The 17,894-nt window shown below is 64.2% G+C and carries 16 protein-coding genes; 8 read left to right on the forward strand and 8 right to left on the reverse strand.

Translation table 11 applies throughout. The features are described from left to right. Positions 1 to 21: 21 nt before the first annotated feature. Complete coding sequence (locus IVA81_RS33805; protein ID WP_247326357.1) at positions 22 to 1,068, forward strand: peptidase M29; 1,047 nt, start codon at positions 22 to 24, stop codon at positions 1,066 to 1,068. Here IVA81_RS33805 and IVA81_RS33810 read toward each other — a convergent pair. The 5 genes from IVA81_RS33810 to IVA81_RS33830 are packed head-to-tail and all read right to left on the reverse strand — an operon-like array spanning position 1,065 to position 6,783. After that, positions 1,065 to 2,057, reverse strand: coding sequence for a 3-hydroxybutyryl-CoA dehydrogenase (locus IVA81_RS33810; RefSeq protein WP_247326359.1), 993 nt, complete (start codon positions 2,055 to 2,057; stop codon positions 1,065 to 1,067). The two genes, IVA81_RS33805 and IVA81_RS33810, sit on opposite strands and share 4 nt — an antisense overlap. 3 nt (positions 2,058 to 2,060) lie before the next feature. Next, positions 2,061 to 3,149 (reverse strand): NAD/NADP-dependent octopine/nopaline dehydrogenase family protein, encoded by a 1,089-nt coding sequence (locus IVA81_RS33815; RefSeq protein ID WP_247326361.1) that lies wholly within the window; start codon positions 3,147 to 3,149, stop codon positions 2,061 to 2,063. Beyond that, a complete protein-coding gene (locus tag IVA81_RS33820; protein ID WP_247326362.1) occupies positions 3,146 to 4,681 on the reverse strand; it encodes a long-chain fatty acid--CoA ligase in 1,536 nt (511 codons plus the stop codon). The genes IVA81_RS33815 and IVA81_RS33820 overlap by 4 nt, the downstream gene beginning before the upstream one ends. Positions 4,682 to 4,683: 2 nt before the next feature. Beyond that, positions 4,684 to 5,973, reverse strand: a complete 1,290-nt coding sequence (locus IVA81_RS33825) for an acyl-CoA dehydrogenase family protein (RefSeq protein ID WP_247326363.1) — start codon at positions 5,971 to 5,973, stop codon at positions 4,684 to 4,686. 12 nt (positions 5,974 to 5,985) lie between these two features. Next, positions 5,986 to 6,783, reverse strand: coding sequence for an alpha/beta hydrolase (locus tag IVA81_RS33830; protein WP_247326364.1), 798 nt, complete (start codon positions 6,781 to 6,783; stop codon positions 5,986 to 5,988). A gap of 212 nt (positions 6,784 to 6,995) precedes the next feature. Here IVA81_RS33830 and IVA81_RS33835 point away from each other — a divergent pair, with 212 nt between their 5' ends. From IVA81_RS33835 to IVA81_RS33850, 4 genes are all read left to right on the forward strand, one after another. Next, the gene (locus IVA81_RS33835) at positions 6,996 to 7,757 is read left to right on the forward strand and encodes an SDR family oxidoreductase (RefSeq protein ID WP_247326365.1); all 762 of its coding nucleotides are present in this window, start codon (positions 6,996 to 6,998) and stop codon (positions 7,755 to 7,757) included. 43 nt (positions 7,758 to 7,800) lie between these two features. Beyond that, a complete protein-coding gene (locus tag IVA81_RS33840; RefSeq protein ID WP_247326367.1) occupies positions 7,801 to 8,637 on the forward strand; it encodes an enoyl-CoA hydratase family protein in 837 nt (278 codons plus the stop codon). 97 nt (positions 8,638 to 8,734) lie between these two features. After that, positions 8,735 to 11,086 (forward strand): bifunctional salicylyl-CoA 5-hydroxylase/oxidoreductase, encoded by a 2,352-nt coding sequence (locus IVA81_RS33845; RefSeq protein WP_247326369.1) that lies wholly within the window; start codon positions 8,735 to 8,737, stop codon positions 11,084 to 11,086. 51 nt (positions 11,087 to 11,137) lie between these two features. Further along, on the forward strand, positions 11,138 to 12,388 hold the full coding sequence (locus IVA81_RS33850; RefSeq protein ID WP_247326370.1) for a flavin-dependent oxidoreductase: 1,251 nt from the start codon (positions 11,138 to 11,140) through the stop codon (positions 12,386 to 12,388). Positions 12,389 to 12,397: 9 nt separating this feature from the next. On the opposite strand, the gene IVA81_RS33855 is transcribed toward IVA81_RS33850, so the two are convergent. Beyond that, a complete protein-coding gene (locus IVA81_RS33855; protein WP_247326372.1) occupies positions 12,398 to 12,853 on the reverse strand; it encodes a cupin domain-containing protein in 456 nt (151 codons plus the stop codon). A gap of 32 nt (positions 12,854 to 12,885) precedes the next feature. Continuing rightward, positions 12,886 to 14,061: an ABC transporter substrate-binding protein gene (locus IVA81_RS33860; protein WP_247326374.1), complete on the reverse strand. Its 1,176-nt coding sequence runs from the start codon at positions 14,059 to 14,061 to the stop codon at positions 12,886 to 12,888. Between the two features lie 249 nt (positions 14,062 to 14,310). Between IVA81_RS33860 and IVA81_RS33865 the strand changes: the two genes are divergently transcribed. From IVA81_RS33865 to IVA81_RS33875, 3 genes are all read left to right on the forward strand, one after another. Next, positions 14,311 to 14,829 carry a MarR family transcriptional regulator gene (locus IVA81_RS33865; protein ID WP_246919084.1) on the forward strand — a complete coding sequence of 173 codons (519 nt, stop codon included), beginning with the start codon at positions 14,311 to 14,313 and terminating at the stop codon, positions 14,827 to 14,829. A gap of 146 nt (positions 14,830 to 14,975) precedes the next feature. Next, positions 14,976 to 16,667: a benzoate-CoA ligase family protein gene (locus IVA81_RS33870; RefSeq protein WP_247326376.1), complete on the forward strand. Its 1,692-nt coding sequence runs from the start codon at positions 14,976 to 14,978 to the stop codon at positions 16,665 to 16,667. A 19-nt stretch (positions 16,668 to 16,686) separates the two neighbouring features. After that, entirely contained in the window at positions 16,687 to 17,145 is a 459-nt protein-coding gene (locus IVA81_RS33875) for a RidA family protein (protein ID WP_247326379.1), read from the forward strand. Between the two features lie 6 nt (positions 17,146 to 17,151). Here IVA81_RS33875 and IVA81_RS33880 read toward each other — a convergent pair whose 3' ends face one another. Next, complete coding sequence (locus tag IVA81_RS33880; protein ID WP_247326380.1) at positions 17,152 to 17,880, reverse strand: CBS domain-containing protein; 729 nt, start codon at positions 17,878 to 17,880, stop codon at positions 17,152 to 17,154. Positions 17,881 to 17,894 lie beyond the last annotated feature (14 nt).

The raw sequence follows: 17,894 nt of genomic DNA on the forward strand, positions 1-17,894 counted from the left end.
CCAGACGACCGGGAGTGAACCATGCTGGCTGATCGCATCGAGGCAAAATGGATCGACGCATTTTGCGAGATCTTTGAACGCTGTGCCGTCAAGGCCGGCGATACCGCCGCGATTCTCTCGGAGACCCAGTCACGCGCGCTGAATGTGCATCTGGCAGAACTTGCGCTGCTGCGGATGGGCGCGCGGCCGTTTCATGTGGTGATGCCGACACCACGTAACCGGAATATCGTTCCAGTTCGTTCGACTGGGGCAAGCGAGGCGATCCAAAAACTTGGTCCGGTGATCAGTGCGCTTCAGCAGGCCGGCTTCGTGGTGGATTGTACCATCGAGGGCCTGATGCACGCGGTGGAGACACCGGAGATCCTCAAGGCTGGCGCGCGGATCCTGGTGATCTCCAATGAGCATCCTGAGGCGTTGGAGCGAATGGTGCCGGATTCCGCGCTCGAGAAACGCGTTCGTGCCGCGGCCAAGATGTTGCGTGGGACCAAGCGGATGCGGGTGACCTCGAAGGCCGGCACGGCGCTCGACGTCGATATGGTCGGCGCGTCCACTGTCGGCGTGTGGGGTTGGACTGACAAGCCCGGCACGCTGGCGCATTGGCCCGGTGGCATCGTCGTCAGTTTTCCCAAGAGCGGAACGATCAACGGCACGCTGGTGATGGCGCCCGGGGACATCAATCTCACCTTCAAGCGCTACCTGACGTCGCCTGTGAAGATGACCTTGAAGGACGACTATGTCGTCGAGCTGGAAGGCGAGGGCACGGATGCCGCGATGATGCGCGCCTATCTCGCCGCCTGGGGCGATCGCGAGGCCTATGCCGTGTCGCACGTCGGCTTCGGCATGAATCCGGGCGCGCGTTATGAAGCACTGTCGATGTATGACCAGCGCGACACCAACGGCACCGAGATTCGCGCCGTCTCCGGCAATTTCCTGTTCTCGACTGGGGCGAATGAATTCGCCGGCCGCTACACGGCGGGGCATTTCGACCTGCCGATGATGGGAACGACGATCGAGCTCGATGGCGTTGCCGTGGTCCGGGAGGGTGTGCTCCAGGACGTCTTCGGCTAGTCGCGGTCGAGCACCGGGGGGCGCGCCAGTCCGAAGTGACGAAGCAGGTCGACCATGGCCTGCAGCCGCTTCGCGCGATAGGCGTCGACGTCCATGCCGGAATAATCGAGAAAGCCTGCGCCCGTGCGCAGGCCGATCCGGCCTTCGTGCATATTGCGGGAAATGACGTCCGGCGCCCGATAGCGCTCGCTGCCGAGCGCGCCTTCGAGATAGCGGCTAGCATAGTACAGAATGTCGCCGCCACCCCAGTCGATGAATTCGAGCAGGCCGAGCACGGCGTAGCGGAAGCCGAAGCCGTAGCGGATCGCCTTGTCGATCTCCTCCGCACTGGCGACGCCTTCCTCGACCATGCGTGCGGCCTCGTTCATCGCCAGCGCCTGGATGCGCGGAACGATGAAGCCCGGCGTCGCCGCACAGACCACCGGTACCTTGCCGATGCCTTCGAGCAGCCCCTTGACCTCGCCGACGATGGCGGGGTCGGTGGCTCTGCCGGGCGAAACCTCGACCAGCGGAATCAGATAGGCCGGGTTGAGCCAGTGCACGTTGAGAAAGCGGTGGGGATTCACGATCGCGCCGGATAAATCGTCGACGAGAATGGTCGACGTCGTCGAGGCAATGATCGCGTCCGCGCGGACCTGCCTTGAGGCTTCTCCCAGCACCTCGCGCTTCAGCTCGACGACTTCAGGGACACCCTCGAAGACGATCCCGGCGTCGGATAGCGCTTCACCGCTTTCGCCGGCCGACACCACCGAGACCCGCGCGATCAGCGGATCAACGTCGGCTTCGGTCAGCAGTCCCAGCTTCGACAGGCTGGCAAAGGTCTTGCCGACTTCGCCCAGCGCGTCCGCCTCCAGCTTGGCGAACTCCTCCGCGGAGCGTGCCTTGATGTCGATCATCGTGACCCTGTGCCCGGCATAGGCGAACGCGACGGCGATGCCGCGCCCCATGCGGCCGGCCCCCAGACAGGCGATATTGACGCGATTGGTCATCGATCAGAATCCATTGCGAAGCAGCGTCTGCAATTCAGCCTTGCTGAGATTGTCGAGCCCCAGCGTCTTCAGCGTTCGACCACCTCGCGCAAAATCCTCGCCGCAGACCCCGCCGCCGATCGACAGGAACGCTTTGGCTAGCGGTGTGGCCACGCCAGCCAGGCCGGCGACGGAAACCAGCAGAGACAACCCGAGCCGCAGGTCCTCACGCATATAGCGGTGCTCGGTCAGCACGATCCGTTCGCGCCAGTCGCCGGATTCGGTCAGCCGGTCATGGGAGCCGCGGCCATACATCCAGATCTCGCCTTCCCTCGCATAGTGGTGAGCGAGCGGAAAATGCGGTGCACCGTAACCGAATGCCTCGCGCACCGCGATCCGCTCGGCGTCGAGCGCGTCGGTGACCCGCCGGATCGCGGCTTGCGTGCCTTCCTTGTGAATGTCCCAGCGCTCGAAATGCTCGATTGGACCGGCGTTCATCACGATCAACGGCGGGTGGATGATGGGTCCTGCATTCATCAGCGCTCCGGACAGCGCATCTCCACAGGGTTCGATCACGTCCGGGAAAGCGCGCCCGATGACTTCAAGTGCATGCGGCGCCTGGTCGAGCGGGAACACGCCGACCGGAAGCCGCTTGGCGCGGATGGTGATCGCGACCTCAAACGGTCCGTGCTTGCGAGTGAGCCACGGTAGTGTGCCGGTTTCGGCAAAGCTTGCCTTGGCATGGTTCCCGGCATCCCGCGCAGCCTGGGCGAAGATCATCGAGCCGAATGTCGCCGGTGGCAAGAATACGACCTGACCGTCCCGCAGATGCGGAGCGAGCAGGCGAGCGATATCCGGCTGTGCGAAGGCAGGTGCGGGGCACAGGATCAGCTCCGTGCCGTCGACGGCCTCGGCCATATCGGTCGTGACCAGCGCGAGCGTCACGTCGTGGCGGCCGTTGTGATCCCTCACCAGGATGCGCGAGCCGGCGGCGCGATGCGCGGCGACCTGATTGGCATCGCGACGCCACAGCCGGACCTCATGGCCCGACAGCGCAAAATCGCCTGCGGCCGCGAAAGAGCCGTTTCCTCCACCCAGAACCGCAATCTTCAAGATGCTTCTCCTTGCGCGCGGGACTGCGCATCAAGCTGCTTCAGCAGGAAATGCTGGACCTTGCCCAGCGCCGTGCGCGGCAGGTCGGTGACGAAGACGATGTCGCGCGGCACCTTGTAGCGGGCGAGTTGTGCCTGGACATGGGCTGTCAGCTCGTTCGCTTCGAGCCGGCAGCCGGATCGGGGGATGACATAGGCGATCGGCACCTCGTCCCAGCGCGGGTCGGGCCGGCCGATCACCGCGCATTCGCTGACATCGGGGTGTTCGAGCAGGACGCGCTCGACCTCCGCCGGATAGACGTTCTCGCCCCCCGAAATGATCATGTTCTTCTTGCGATCGCGCACCCAGAAATAGCCGTCGGCGTCGCACAAGCCGATATCGCCGGTGCGATACCAGCCGTCGTGCAATGCGTCGCGCGTGGCGGCCTCGTTACCCCAATATTCGAAGAACACGTTGGGTCCGCACACCGCGATCTCGCCCGGCGTGCCCGCTGGCACCTCGTTGCCGGAATGATCGACCACCTTCGCTTCGCAGCACAGGCCGGCAAGGCCGGTCGATCCCGCGCGCGAAAGGTCGCCGCCAAGCCGCGTGTAGACGGCGATCGGGCAGGTTTCGGTCGAGCCGTAGACCTGAAGCACCGGGACGTCGCGCACGACGAAACGCTCGATCAGGTGCGGAGGCACAATGGTCGAGCCGGTGGCGACGGCCTTGAGCGACGAAAGATCAGCAGCCCCCCAGGCGGGATGCTCACTCACGGCCTGGATGATCGCAGGCACCATCACCGTGAGCGTCGGCCGTTCCTTTTCGATGGCCGCAAGCGCGGTCTCCGGCGTGAAGCGCGCGTGGACCGTGACGGTCGCGCCCAGCTGCAGTGCCGGCGTCGTCTGGATATTGAGGCCGCCGACGTGGAAGAATGGCAGCACGGTCAGCACGTGGTCATCGGACGTCATGTTGTGCATGTGCTGGCTCATGACGCCGTTCCAGAACAGTGCCTCCTGGCGCAGCACCGCGCCTTTCGGCCGCCCTGTTGTTCCCGATGTGTAGACGATGAGGAGCGGGCAGGAGAGGTCGGTGTGCGGATTTCGGCTGGTGCCGTCGCTGCGCGTCAGTAGGCTTTCGAATGTCGTGCCGCGAGGCGGCGCAAAGTCGAGGCCGACGACGGCAGTCCCCGGCGCGGTCCGCCCAAGCTCGGAAAGAACGCCCTCAAAGGCCTGCTCGAGCACCAGCACCTTGGCGCCCGCATCGGTGAGAATGAAGAGCTGCTCGGCGACGGCGAGCCGCCAGTTCAGCGGCACCAGCATCGCGCCAAGTCGCGCGCAGGCATAAAGCAGAACCAGGTAGTCCGGCCGGTTCAGACTGAGGATGGCGATGCGGTCGCCGCGGCCGACGCCGAGCTCCTGCTTCAACGCCGTCGCGGTCCGTTCGATACGCGCGGCGAACGCCGCATAGCTCAACCGTTCCCCTTCGAAGGCAATGGCTGTCTTGTCTGGCGCGAAGGCCGCATTGCGGTCGATCAGACTACAGAGGTCCACAATCAGTCGTCCGTCTCGCCGGCCTCGTACAGCGCCTCGCGCCCGATCCGGTCGAGGCAGAGCTCGGCGGTCCATGGCAGCATCAGCGAGCCGCAGCGGCTGTCGCGATAGATCCGCTCCAGCGGCAGCGACCGCAGCATGGCCTGACCGCCGCAGGTGCGGATCGCGAGCGCGGCGAGCTCATTGGCTCCTTCCATCACCGAATATTGCGCGGCATAGGCCCGCAGCACCTGCTCCTTGCTCGGATTGGCGCAGGCCTCGGTGACGGCCTGGAACCAGATCGCCTTGATCTGTTCGAGCTTGATCTGCATCTGCGCGACCGCGATCTGCTTGGTCGGGTACATCCGCCGCTTGACAGGCGGCATGCCCGGCACCTCGCCGCGCAGATAGCGCAAAGTGAAATCATAGGCGGCTTGCGCCAGGCCCATATAGGTCGGCGACAACGTCAGGAACATGTGCGGCCAGCGCATCGCGGCCTGGAAATAGACGCCGCGCGGCATCAGCGCAGAATCGTCCGGCACGAACACGTCCTTGAACAGGAGCGTCCGCGAAACCGTACCGCGCATGCCGAGCGGATCCCAGTCGCCGACGACCGAGATGCCTTCCGATTTGGCGGAGATGGCGAGATAAAGCGTGTTGCGGCGCGACGCCTTTTCGCCTTCCTCGATCTCGGTGCAGAGCACGCCGTAATAGTCGGCATGACCGGAGAGCGATGCAAAGATCTTCTTGCCGTTGACGATCCAGCCGCCTTCCACGGGCTTTGCTTCCGTGCCGAACGCGACGCCGCCGGCGGCGGCCGCACCGCCCTCCGAGAAAGGCTGCGAATAGATCGCGCCGTCATCGACGATGCGCTTGTAGTGGACTGCACGACGCCGCTCGTGCTCCGCCCGGGTCTCGGCGTCCATGTCGAGATCGTCGGCGAGCGGGCCCGACCATAGGGTCGAGCAGACGTGCATGTTCCAGGTCAGCGCGGTCGCACCGCAATAGCGGCCGATCTCGGCCGCCGCCAAAGCATAGGTCTGGTAGTTCGCGCCGAGCCCGCCGTGTTTCTTGGGAACGGCGATGCCGAGCAGGCCGACGCGATGCAGGTCGCGATAGTTCTCGACCGGGAAGGTCGCCTCGCGATCGTAAGTGGCGGCGCGAGCGGCGAACACGCTCTGGCCGATCTCTCTTGCGCGCGTAATGATGCCGGACTGCTCGTCGTTCAGGCGGAATGCGACGGGATCGAAGATCGGCGCGTCGAGCGCGACCTTGTCAGCCCCGCCGATGGTCTTGCTGACTTGCATCGTCATGGCGCGGTCACCTTACGCTTTGGGCGCGAGAGAGTTCAGGAACTTGCCGAGCGCCTCGTCGAAGCCATCAGGACGTTCAAGATTGGCGAGATGGCCGACGCCGGTGAGCTCGACATATTCGGCGGAGGGAATGTACGTCGCCGTCTTTGCCATCATCGGCGCGGGCGCGTTGTTGTCCTTGGAACCGGACAGCAGCAGCGTGGGAACGGAAATATTCCCAAGCGTGCTGCGCTGATCGAAGCCGATGAGAGCCAGCATCATGGCGCGATAGCTTGCCTCGGGCACGCTTGCCATGCACTCGCATGCAAGCTCCATGCCTTCCGGATCAGGGGCGTCGCCGACAAGCTCTTTCACCAGCGAGGGCGCCAGCGACTTCATCGTCTCCCCGCGATCGAGCGGTCCGAGCCGCGCCGCGATGAACGATTTCTGCCAGTCTCCGTCGGCCTTGCCGAAGGCAGGGCTGGTTTGCGCCAACACGACTGCGCGCGCCAGTTTTGGCGATTGCACCAGCCATTTCTGGACGATCATGCCGCCGATCGAGTGACCGACGAGAATGGGTCTGGCTGCGCCGAGCTGTTCGATGAATTGCTGGAGCGCCTGCGCCAGGGCAGCGATGCTGACGCTGGCGAGCGGTGCCGATCCGCCATAGCCCGGCATATCCCATGCGATTGCGCGGAAGCGGCTCCCGAATGTGGCAAGCTGGCGCCGCCAGGCTCGCGCAGCGCCGCCGATGCCATGCAGGAAGATCAGAGGCGTCGCGTTCGGATCGCCCGCGGCTTCATAGGCGAAGCGTCCGTCCTTTGTTATCATTGGCGCAGGCTGCGACACGCGACATCCCTTTGCTCGGCGCTTTGATGCTAACAGGCCTGTGGGGGATGGGAAGCAATAATTTTATACTTAAAGCAATTTTCGGGCCGCCGCTCGTGCCGTGATGTTTGCGGCGGCGACCGCCGCTTTCGTTGCAAAAGTTTGAAGGTTAAAATATAGGGAGCAACGGTCACGAGATCCAAGGGAGCTGGCGCATGTCCGGATTGCCGCACTCGCCGCACGCGCTGGTGACAGGTGGAGGTCGCGGCATCGGCCGCGCGATCGCGGCATCTCTGGTCGGTGCGGGCGCCACCGTGACCGTGCTTGGCAGGAATGCGGCGACTCTCGCAGAGGCGGTCGACGCCGGCGCCGCGCATTTTGCGGCCGTCGCCGACGTTTCGGACGAGGCCTCGTTGAAGGCAGCCATTGCCGAGGCGAGCGCGCGGCAGCCGATCGATATTCTCATTGCCAACGCTGGCAGCGCTGAATCGGCGCCATTCGCGAAGTCGGATACCGCTCTCTTCACGCGCATGATGGATGTCAATTTCATGGGCGTGGTCCACGCCGTCCGCGCTGTGTTGCCGGGCATGAAGGGCCGTCCTTATGGCCGTATTGTCGCGGTCGCGTCGACGGCGGGGCTGAAGGGCTACGCCTATGTCAGCGCGTACAGCGCGGCCAAGCACGCCGTTGTCGGCCTCGTGCGTTCCCTTGCCCTCGAGATGGCCAGCAGCAATATCACTGTCAACGCGGTGTGTCCCGGCTTCACGGACACCGATCTCGTCGCCGGCAGCATCGAGAATATCATGAACAAGACGGGGCGTAGCCGCGAGCAGGCGATCGCAGAGCTCGCCAAGCACAATCCGCAAGGACGCCTGATCACGCCTCAGGAGGTGGCAGACGCGGTTCTTTGGTTGTGCGGCGAGGGCGCCGGCGCGATCACAGGGCAGGCGATTGCCGTGGCCGGGGGCGAGGTCTAGCGTGCCTGGCGCAGGCGCGGAACAAGGAAGCCAAGGAGATCGCATGAGTAGACCAACAAATCCCGTCACCATTCCGCTCGCGGACTATTCGCCGCAGCACTTCCTGCTGGCTGTGGTCGACGGCGTTGCGACGGTCACGCTCAACCGGCCCGAACGAAAGAATCCGCTGACGTTCGAGAGCTACCGGGAACTGACCGACTTCTTCCGCGCTTGCGCGTTCGACGACGAGGTCAAATGCATTGTCGTCACGGGCGCGGGTGGTAATTTCTCGTCCGGCGGTGACGTGTTCGAGATCATCGGTCCGCTGGTGAAGATGGACACCAAGGGGCTGACGGCCTTCACGCGGATGACAGGCGATCTCGTCAAGGCGATGCGCGCCTGCCCGCAGCCGATTGTAGCTGCGGTCGAGGGCATCTGTGCCGGGGCCGGTGCGATCGTTGCCATGGCCTCAGACATGCGCCTCGCGGCGAGCGGGACCAAGGTCGCGTTCCTGTTCAACAAGGTGGGCCTCGCCGGTTGCGACATGGGCGCCTGCGCGATCCTGCCGCGGATCATCGGACAATCCCGCGCCTCCGAGCTGCTCTACACCGGCCGGTTCATGACCGCGGAGGAGGGCGAGCGCTGGGGCTTCTTCAGCCGCATCGTGACGCCGGAGCAGGTGCTGACCCAGGCGCAATCGCTGGCCAAGCAGATCGCGGAAGGGCCAACCTTCGCCAACACCATGACCAAGCGGATGCTGGCGATGGAATGGGCGATGTCAGTGGAGGAGGCGATCGAGGCGGAAGCCGTCGCCCAAGCGCTGTGCATGACGACGGCCGATTTCACGCGCGCTTTCGAGGCTTTCGCCAACAAGGTCAAGCCGGTCTTCAGGGGCGATTGACGGCGCCGTTGCCCGACGCCGGCCCAGCAAGGGGACTTGCGCGGAATTATTTTAGGCTTAAAATAGTTTCATGGCCGGGTGAATTGGCGAGGCTCCCATGAAAGTCGCGATCATCGGTGGCGGACCTGCGGGTCTCTACGCTGCGATCCTGCTCAAGAAGCAGCGCCCGGGCGCCGACATCGCGGTGTATGAGCGCAATCGGGCCGACGATACTTTCGGATTCGGTGTGGTGTTCTCCGACGCCACGCTGGACAATTTCGAGAAGCACGATCTGCCGAGTTACCGCCGCATCACCCAGGAGTTCGCGTACTGGGACGACATCGCGGTGCATTTCCGCGGCACCGTCCACCGGGTCGGCGGTAACGGTTTCTGCGGCTGCTCGCGGCGCAAGCTGCTTCTGATCCTCCAGGAGCGAGCCCGCGAGCTTGGCGTCGTCCTGCACTTCGAGGTGGACATTGCCGACGAATCCCGCTTCGCCGATGCCAATCTCATCCTGATCGCCGACGGCATCAACAGCCGCTTCCGCGAGAAATACATCGATCATTTCCAGCCGGAGGTCGACGTCCGCTCCAACAAGTTCGCCTGGATGGGCTCGACCAGGCCGCTCGATGCCTTCACCTTCATCTTCCAGGAGACCGAGTGGGGGCCGTTCATCGCCCACGCCTATCAATATGAGGCCGGACACTCGACCTGGATCTTCGAGACCGATCCTGAGACGTTCGAGCGGGCCGGCCTGTCGGGGTTGGACGAGACGCAGTCCGCCGGCCGCATGGCCGAGATTTTTGGCTGGTTCCTCGAAGGGCACAAGCTCCTCACCAACCGTTCGATGTGGCGCAATTTCCCGATGATCCGCAGCAAGCGCTGGGTCAAGGACAACATGGTGCTGCTTGGCGATGCCAAGGCGAGCGCGCATTTCTCGATCGGCTCCGGCACCAAGCTCGCGATGGAAGACGCGATTGCGCTGGCCGAAGCCATGCAGAACGCGCCGAGCACCAAGGCTGCGCTCGATCTCTATGAGCATGGCCGCCGTGAAGAGGTCGAGAAGACGCAGCACGCCGCCGACGTCTCGCTGGTCTGGTTCGAGCATGTCGATCGCTTCTGGGATTTTGACCCCGTGCAGTTTGCCTTTGGCGTGATGACGCGCTCGAAGGCGATCACCTATGACAATCTCAAACTTCGCGCGCCCGATTTCGTGGCAGAGGTCGAACAATCGTTTGCGAGGCGTGTTCGTGACAGCGGTTTCGACGTCGATACCAAAAAGCCGGTGGTGCCGCTGTTTCAGCCGTTCCGGCTGCGCGAGATGGAGATCGCCAACCGCGCCGTGGTGTCGCCGATGTGCATGTATTCGGCCAAGGAGGGGGTGCCGACCGATTTCCACTTGGTGCATTACGGCTCGCGTGCGATCGGCGGCGCGGGGCTGATCTTCACCGAGATGACCTGCGTCAGCCGCGATGCCCGCATCACGCCCGGCTGCGCTGGGTTGTGGAACGACGAGCAGGAGGCCGCCTGGCGGCGCATCGTGGATTTCGTCCACGGCAACTCGGCTGCAAAAATCTGTCTGCAACTCGGCCACGCCGGCCGCAAGGGCGCGACCAAGCTGATGTGGGACGGGATGGACCGGCCACTGGAAGATGGCGGCTGGGAAGTGCTCTCGGCATCGCCGCTGCCCTATTTCCCCGATAGCCAGGTCCCGCGCGAGCTCGATCGCGCCGGCATGAGCGCGGTGAGGGATGCTTTCGTCGCGGCGGCCGAGCGCGGCGAGCGCTGCGGATTCGACATGTTGGAGCTCCATTGCGCCCACGGCTATCTGCTCGCAAGCTTCATCTCGCCGCTGACGAACACTCGCACGGACGAGTATGGCGGCTCACTCGAGAATCGCCTTCGTTTCCCGCTCGAGATCTTCGAGGCCCTGCGCGCGGTGTGGCCGTCGCACAAGCCGATGTCGGTGCGCATTTCCGCGACTGACTGGGCCGACGGGGGCATCATCGGCGACGATGCGGTGGCGATTGCGCGTGCTTTCGCCGAGGCCGGCGTCGATCTCGTCGACGTCTCGACGGGGCAGACCGTCCGCGATGCGCAACCGATCTATGGCCGCATGTTCCAGACACCGTTCTCGGATCAGGTCCGCAACGAGGCGCGCGTGGCCACGATGTGCGTCGGCAACATCACGACGGCGGACCAGGCCAACACCATCCTGGCCGCGGGCCGGGCGGATCTCGTCGCGCTGGGCCGCCCGCATCTGGTCGATCCGTTCTTCACCATGAGGGCGGCGGCCTGGTACGGGGCAGATGCGGCGTTCTGCCCGCCGCAATATCTGCCGGGAAAAGAGCAAATTTTCCGCAACAGCGTGCGCGACCGGCAGGATCTCGACGAGCTGCGCATTAAGGCTAAGCCCAAGACCCGGGCCGAGCTCAAGGCGGAGGCGACAAAGCCGCTTGCGGCGGAGTGACCGCCCGTGCGACGTTAACCCATTGCCTGTGTTTCGAGTGGAGTTTGGGCGATGAAGGCGATAATCATCGGTGGCGGTATCGGTGGTCTCACAACGGCATTGATGCTGCGCTCGCGCGGCCTGGACTGTGAGATCTTCGAGCAGGCCGACACCATTCGCGAGCTCGGCGTCGGAATCAACACGCTGCCGCATGCGATGCGCGAGCTCGCCGGTCTCGGCCTGTTGCAGAAGCTCGACGAGGTCGCGATCCGCACCGATCAGCTCTATTATCTCAATCGCCACGGCCAGGAGGTCTGGCGCGAAGCCCGCGGCATCGACGCCGGCCACGACGTGCCGCAATTCTCGATCCATCGCGGCCGCCTCCAGGGCGTCATCCATCGCGCCGTCGAGGAGAGGCTCGGGGTGGGCGCAATCCACACCGGCTGCCGGCTTGGTGCGTTCACGCAGGATGAGGGCGGCGTCACCGCCTATTTCTTTGATCGTGCGGGCGCCCATGTCCACACGGCGCGCGGCGATATCCTGATCGGCGCCGACGGTATCCATTCACGCGTCCGGGAGACGTTGTTCCCGAACGAGGGCCCACCGTGCTGGAACGGCCTGATGCTATGGCGCGGTGCGCGCGACTGGCCGCTGTTCCTCACCGGCAAATCGATGATCGTGGCCGGCGGCCTCAATGCCAAGGTGGTGATCTATCCGATCGCAGAAGGGTCGAGCCCGGCGAGTCGCCTGACCAACTGGGCCGTGCTGGTGAAGGTGGGCGAGGGCAACGCGCCGCCGCCGCGGAAAGAAGACTGGTCGCGGCCGGGCCGCCGCGAGGAACTGATGCCGCATGTCGCGCGCTTCTCCGTGCCCTACGTCGACGTGAAGAGCCTGATCTCGGCGACGCCCGAATTCTACGAATATCCGACCTGCGACCGCGATGCCTTGCCGTACTGGTCGTCCGGACGCGTCACGCTGCTCGGCGACGCCGCGCACCCCATGTATCCGGTCGGCTCCAATGGCGCGTCACAGGCGATCCTCGATGCGCGCTGCCTTGCGGACGCGCTGGTGCGCGCCGAGCATCCGCGCCAGGCGCTGCTCGAGTACGAGAAGAAGCGTCTGCCGATGACGGCCGACATCGTCCGCTCCAACCGGCGCGGCGGTCCCGAGGGCGTCATCGACGCCGTCGAGCAGCTCGCGCCAGATGGATTCGACAACGTCGACAACGTCCTGAGCTATTCCCAGCGCGAGGCCATCGTACGCGGCTATGCCACCAAGGCAGGCTTCGCCGCCGTGCCGGGACTTGCAGCGGTCCGTGGGTAAGACGCGCTGCTAGCCGCCGGGCGGCGGCGGCAGGAAGTGGATGTTGAACTCGGCGGCCATCGCCACCACGTCCTCCGGCTTCTGTTCCTTCATGTTGTGAAGGCCCCAGAACAGGTCGAACAGTTTGCGGCTTGGCGAGACCCAGAACAAAACCTTTGCGGTCTGCTCCGACTTGTTGAAGATGCCGTGCGGCACGCCCATGCCGAGGCGGATCAAATCGCCAGCGGTTGCCTGCGACTCCGAATTGCCGAGCATGAAGTCGAGCTTGCCCTCCAGCATGTAGAGATACTCATCCTGGTCGGGGTGAATGTGCGGCGGCACGAACGTGCCCGGCGGCAATGTCGCGTGCCATGAGAAGCTGTGTTCGGTGTAGCTCTTCGGCACATAGGTCTGGCCGAGGATGTTCCAGGAAATTCCCTGGATGCCCTCGTTGGCCCGCGTGATGCCGGTGATTTCGCTCTTCATTGCAGTCCTCCTCCCTTGACGCGACGCGCGGCTTAGTTCGCCGCCTTGCAGTCCTTGGCATAGCGATCGCCGTAATTCTCGAAGACCTTCTGGACGATCTCGGTCTGGAACTTGCCGTCCGAACGCTTGGCGACCTTGGTCAGGTAGAAGTCCTGGATCGGATAGCCGTTGGTGTTGAACTTGAAAGCGCCGCGCAGCGAGGTGAAGTCGGCCTTCTTCAGCGCGGTCCGGACGGCGTCCTTGTTCGAGAGGTCGCCCTTCACGGCCTTGACCGCACTGTCGATCAGCATTGCGGCGTCATACGCCTGGAAGGCGTAGGTGCCGGGCACAATGTTATAGGCGGCCTCGTAGGAGGCGACGAACTTCTTGTTCTGGGGATTGTCGAGGTTGGGCGCCCAGTTCGCGCCGCCGAACATGCCGACGGCCGCGTCCTGCTGCGCCGGCAGGGTTGATTCATCCACCGTGAACGCCGACAGCACCGGAATGCTGTCGGCGAGCCCGGCCTGCCGGTATTGCTTGACCAGATTGACGCCGAGGCCGCCCGGCATGAACGTGAAGAGGGCATCGGGCTTCTGCGAGGAGATCTTGGACAACTCCGGCTGGAAATCCAGCGTGTTCAGCGGCATGTAGGATTCCTCGACGATCTCGCCCTTGTAGTCGAGCTTGAAGCCCGCCACCGAATCCTTGCCGGCCTGATAGTTCGGCACCATCAGGTACATGCGCTTGTAGCCGCGATCCTGCGCCACCTTGCCGAGGATCTCGTGCACCTGGTCGTTCTGGTAGGACGTCACATAGAAGAACGGATTGCAGTCCTTGCCGGCGAACGTCGACGGACCGGCATTGGGGCTGATCAGGAAGGTTTTCGATTCCGTCACGGGCCGGTGGATCGCCTGCAGGATGTTGGAGAAGATCGGGCCGATCACGAAGTCGACCTTGTCGCGCTCCAGGAGGCCCTTGACCTTGGTCACCCCCGCGTCCGGCTTGAGTTCATCGTCGACCACGACGACCTCGACATCACGGCCGCCCATCTTGCTGCCGAGATCCTTCACCGCAAGTGCAAAGCCGTCGCGAACCTGCTGGCCGAGCGCGGCCGCGGGCCCCGACAGGGTCACGATCACGCCCAGCTTGATCTTGTCCTCGGCGAGGGCTGGGGTCATCGCGGTGCCAAGCAGCGCGGTGGCTGCGGCCAAGGTCATTTGCATCTTCATGATCTGTCCCTCGTGACTTTCGGCGAGCGTTGCAGGCCGCGTACTCCGATCCAAGCTTATGCCGATGATGGCTGCCGCGGCAAGCAAGCTCAAGGCGTCGCCATCCGAGCGGCAGTGTGCATGCAAGCGTCGCGCCAATTATTTGAAGCCTAAAGAAATTCACGTGCGGTCGATTGTTGCAGCTTTGGACTTGCGGCCGGCTTCAATTTATTTGAAGCTCAAAATGTTGGGGAATCCGTGCCGGCGCCAATGCCCGCCGAGAGTGACTGCACCGAGATGCTCGATTCCGAGACCAAGGCCGTCGAAACGCCGGAAGACCACGCCGAAGAGCTTCGGCTGTGGTTGCGCCTCCTGACCTGTACGACCCTGATCGAGGGCGAGGTTCGCGGCCGGCTGCGGCAGCGGTTCGACGTCACGCTGCCCCGCTTCGATCTGATGGCGCAGCTCGACAAGGCGCCTGATGGCATGACGCTGTCCGATGTCTCCAAGCGCATGATGGTGTCGAACGGCAACGTCACAGGTCTCGTCGAGCGCCTTGTGGAATCCGGCCATCTCGATCGTCGCACCTCGGAGACGGATCGCCGTGTCCAGGTGATCCGCCTCACGAAGCTCGGCCGCGCCGAGTTCCGCAGGATGGCTGCGGAGCACGAGACCTGGATCGCCGATCTCTTCGCCGACCTCTCGCCGAAGGATGTGCGTGAATTGATGCGCCTCCTCGCCAAGACCAAGGCGTCCGCGCAGAAATCGGCCGCGCGCCGCCGGCCGTAAGCGCGGGGCCGCCAGGCCGCCAATCCCTTTTGCCGCAGGAAAAAGCACGGCATGCCCAAAATCCGCTATTGCGCCGAATTGTTTTAAGCCTAAAATGTTTTCCAGATCGTGCTGCCGGGTGCAATCCATGCTGAAAGGAGCGTGCGATGGCCAACGCCGCCAAAGTTCAAGTGACGGGCTCGCATGACGGCAACGCTGCGTCGGCCCATGTCGATACGTTCGCGCAGCAGCATCTGCCGCCGCGCGAGCTCTGGCCCGAGTTCATCTTCACACGGCCGGAGCTGCGCTATCCGCCTCGATTGAACTGCGTCAGCTATTTCCTCGACCGCTGGGTCGAGCAGGGGCATGGCGATGCGCCTTGCGTCATCAGCCCCGCCGTCAGCTACACCTATCGCGAGCTGCAAGCCCTCGTGAATCGCATCGCCAACGTGCTGGTCGGCAAGCTCGGCCTTGTCCCCGGCGGTCGCGTGCTGTTGCGCTCGGCCAACAATCCCATGATGGTCGCGACCTATCTCGCGGTGATCAAGGCCGGCGGCATCGTCGTGGCGACGATGCCGCTGCTGCGCGCCAAGGAGCTGTCCTATCCGATTCAGAAGGCGGAGATTGCGCTCGCGCTGTGCGACGGCAAGCTTGCCGAAGAAATGGAGAAGGCGAAAGCTGCTGCGCCGACTCTCAGACGGGTTGTTTATTGGGGCAATGGCGCGGCGGACTCGCTCGAAGCTCTGATTGCCGGCGCCAGTGCGGAGTTCAAAGCCGTCGATACCGCCTCCGACGATGTCTGCCTGATCGCCTTCACGTCGGGCACGACAGGCGATCCCAAGGGCACCATGCATTTCCATCGCGACATGCTCGCGGTTTGCGACGGCTATGCGCGCAACATCTTGCGGGCCGAGCAGAAAGATCGCTTCGTCGGCTCGGCGCCGCTCGCGTTCACGTTCGGCTTCGGCGGCGTGCTGTTTCCGATGCATATCGGCGCCTCCTTCGTCGTGCTGGAGAAGACGACGCCGGACGACATGCTGGCGGCGATCGAGCAATACAAGACCACGGTTTGCTTCACGGCGCCGACCGCATACCGGGCGATGATCGGCAAGCTGCCGGGCCGCGACATCTCCTCGCTTCGCAAATGTGTTTCCGCAGGCGAGACCCTGCCCAAGCCAACCTTCGACGCCTGGCTCAAGGCCGCCGGCATCAAACTGATGGACGGCATCGGCTCGACCGAGCTGCTGCACATCTTCATCAGCGCGACCGAGGACGAGATCCGTCCCGGCGCCACCGGAAAGCCCGTTCCGGGCTATGAAGCCAAGATCGTCGACGATGAGGGCCGTGACGTTCCGCCGGGCACCATGGGGAAGCTTGCGGTGCGCGGGCCGACCGGCTGTCGCTATCTCGCCGACGAGCGGCAGCGCAAATACGTCCAGAACGGCTGGAACATCACCGGCGACACCTATCTGATGGATAGCGACGGCTATTTCTGGTACCAGTCGCGCTCCGACGACATGATCGTGTCGGCCGGCTACAATATCGCGGGCACGGACGTCGAGGCGGCACTGCTCACGCATCCGGCGGTGGCCGAGTGCGGTGTGGTCGGCGCCCCGGACGAGGCGCGCGGCATGATCGTGAAGGCCTATGTCGTCGCGGCGCCCGGCGTGACACCGGACGCGCAGCTCGTGACCGAGTTGCAGGAGCATGTCAAACGCGAGATTGCGCCGTACAAATATCCGCGCGCGATCGAGTTCGTGACGCAACTCCCGAAGACCGAGACCGGAAAATTGAAGCGCTTTGCCTTGCGGCAACTGGCGCAGGCCGCGGTGACGTCCTCGGGCGTTGCGGCGGAATGAGAAGGATGGAAAATTGTCCGTGACGACGCCGAAAGGCCCGCAGCTTGCGGTGCTGCCGACCGCAGCCGAGGATGACACCCGTCCGCGGGTGCAGGTGCTCCAGCCGTCGGGGTGGCCGATGCCGAAGGGCTATGCCAATGGCATGGCCGCTGAGGGCCGCATCGTCGTCACCGGCGGGGTGATCGGCTGGGATGCCGAAGAGCGTCTCGCCGATGGCTTCGTTGCGCAGGTGCACCAGACCTTGCGCAACATCGCCGCCATCCTGACTGAGGCCGGTGCAGGGCCAGAGCACCTCGTGCGGTTGACCTGGTACGTGGTCGACATGGACGAGTACCTGTCCAACCTGAAGGATCTCGGCAAGATCTACCGTGCCATCTTCGGCGCGCACTATCCGGCGATGGCGCTGGTGCAGGTGGTGCGCCTCGTGGAAAAGGCGGCGCGCGTCGAGATCGAGGCCACCGCCGTCATTCCGCGCTGACGCGCGTCAGCTGGCCTTGGCGAGCTCGTCGTCCTCGGGCGAGTTCAGATAGATGCCCGACATGGTGTCGACCCAGCACAGATGGTCGTGCACCTTCTTCACACCCTCGACGTTCTCCGCTGCGACGATCGCGGCCTGCCGTGTGCGCTCTTCGGTGATGACCCCGCTGAGGTGAGCGATGCCGTCGCGGACGATGACGTTCAGTCCGAACGGACACCAGTCGTTCTTCTCCATGGTGTCGATGATGCGGTTGCGAATGTGGTCGTCGTCTGCGGTCGGATCCCGCACGTCGCGGGCGAGCCCCGCCACCGCCTGCAGCAGATTGGCGCGGGAAACGATCCCGACGACCTTGTCGCCGCGCACCACCGGCAGCCGCTTCACGTTGTTGCGCTCCATGAAGTCGACGATCTCGGCGAGCGCCGTATCCTCCGTGATGGTCACGACCGACGCGGTCATCACCTCCGCGACCTTGCGGCCGTGCTCATGGACGAAGTCGCTGGCGGATTTGCCCGGACCGAGGATGAACCGCAGCCAGCGTCCGCGCTTGCGCCCGGTGCCGATTTCGCTGCGGCGGATGAAATCTCCTTCCGAAACGACGCCGACCAGCTTGCCGGTATCGTCGACCACCGTGAGACCGCTGACGTGCCGTTTCAGCATGATATTCGCCGCCTCGACGATGCTGGTGTCGGGATTAACCGAGATGACCGACCTGGTCATGATCTGGTGGGCGCGCATGGACAACTCCGCTG

The organism is Bradyrhizobium sp. 141 (assembly GCF_023074055.1).
In the GTDB taxonomy this organism is placed as follows: domain Bacteria; phylum Pseudomonadota; class Alphaproteobacteria; order Rhizobiales; family Xanthobacteraceae; genus Bradyrhizobium.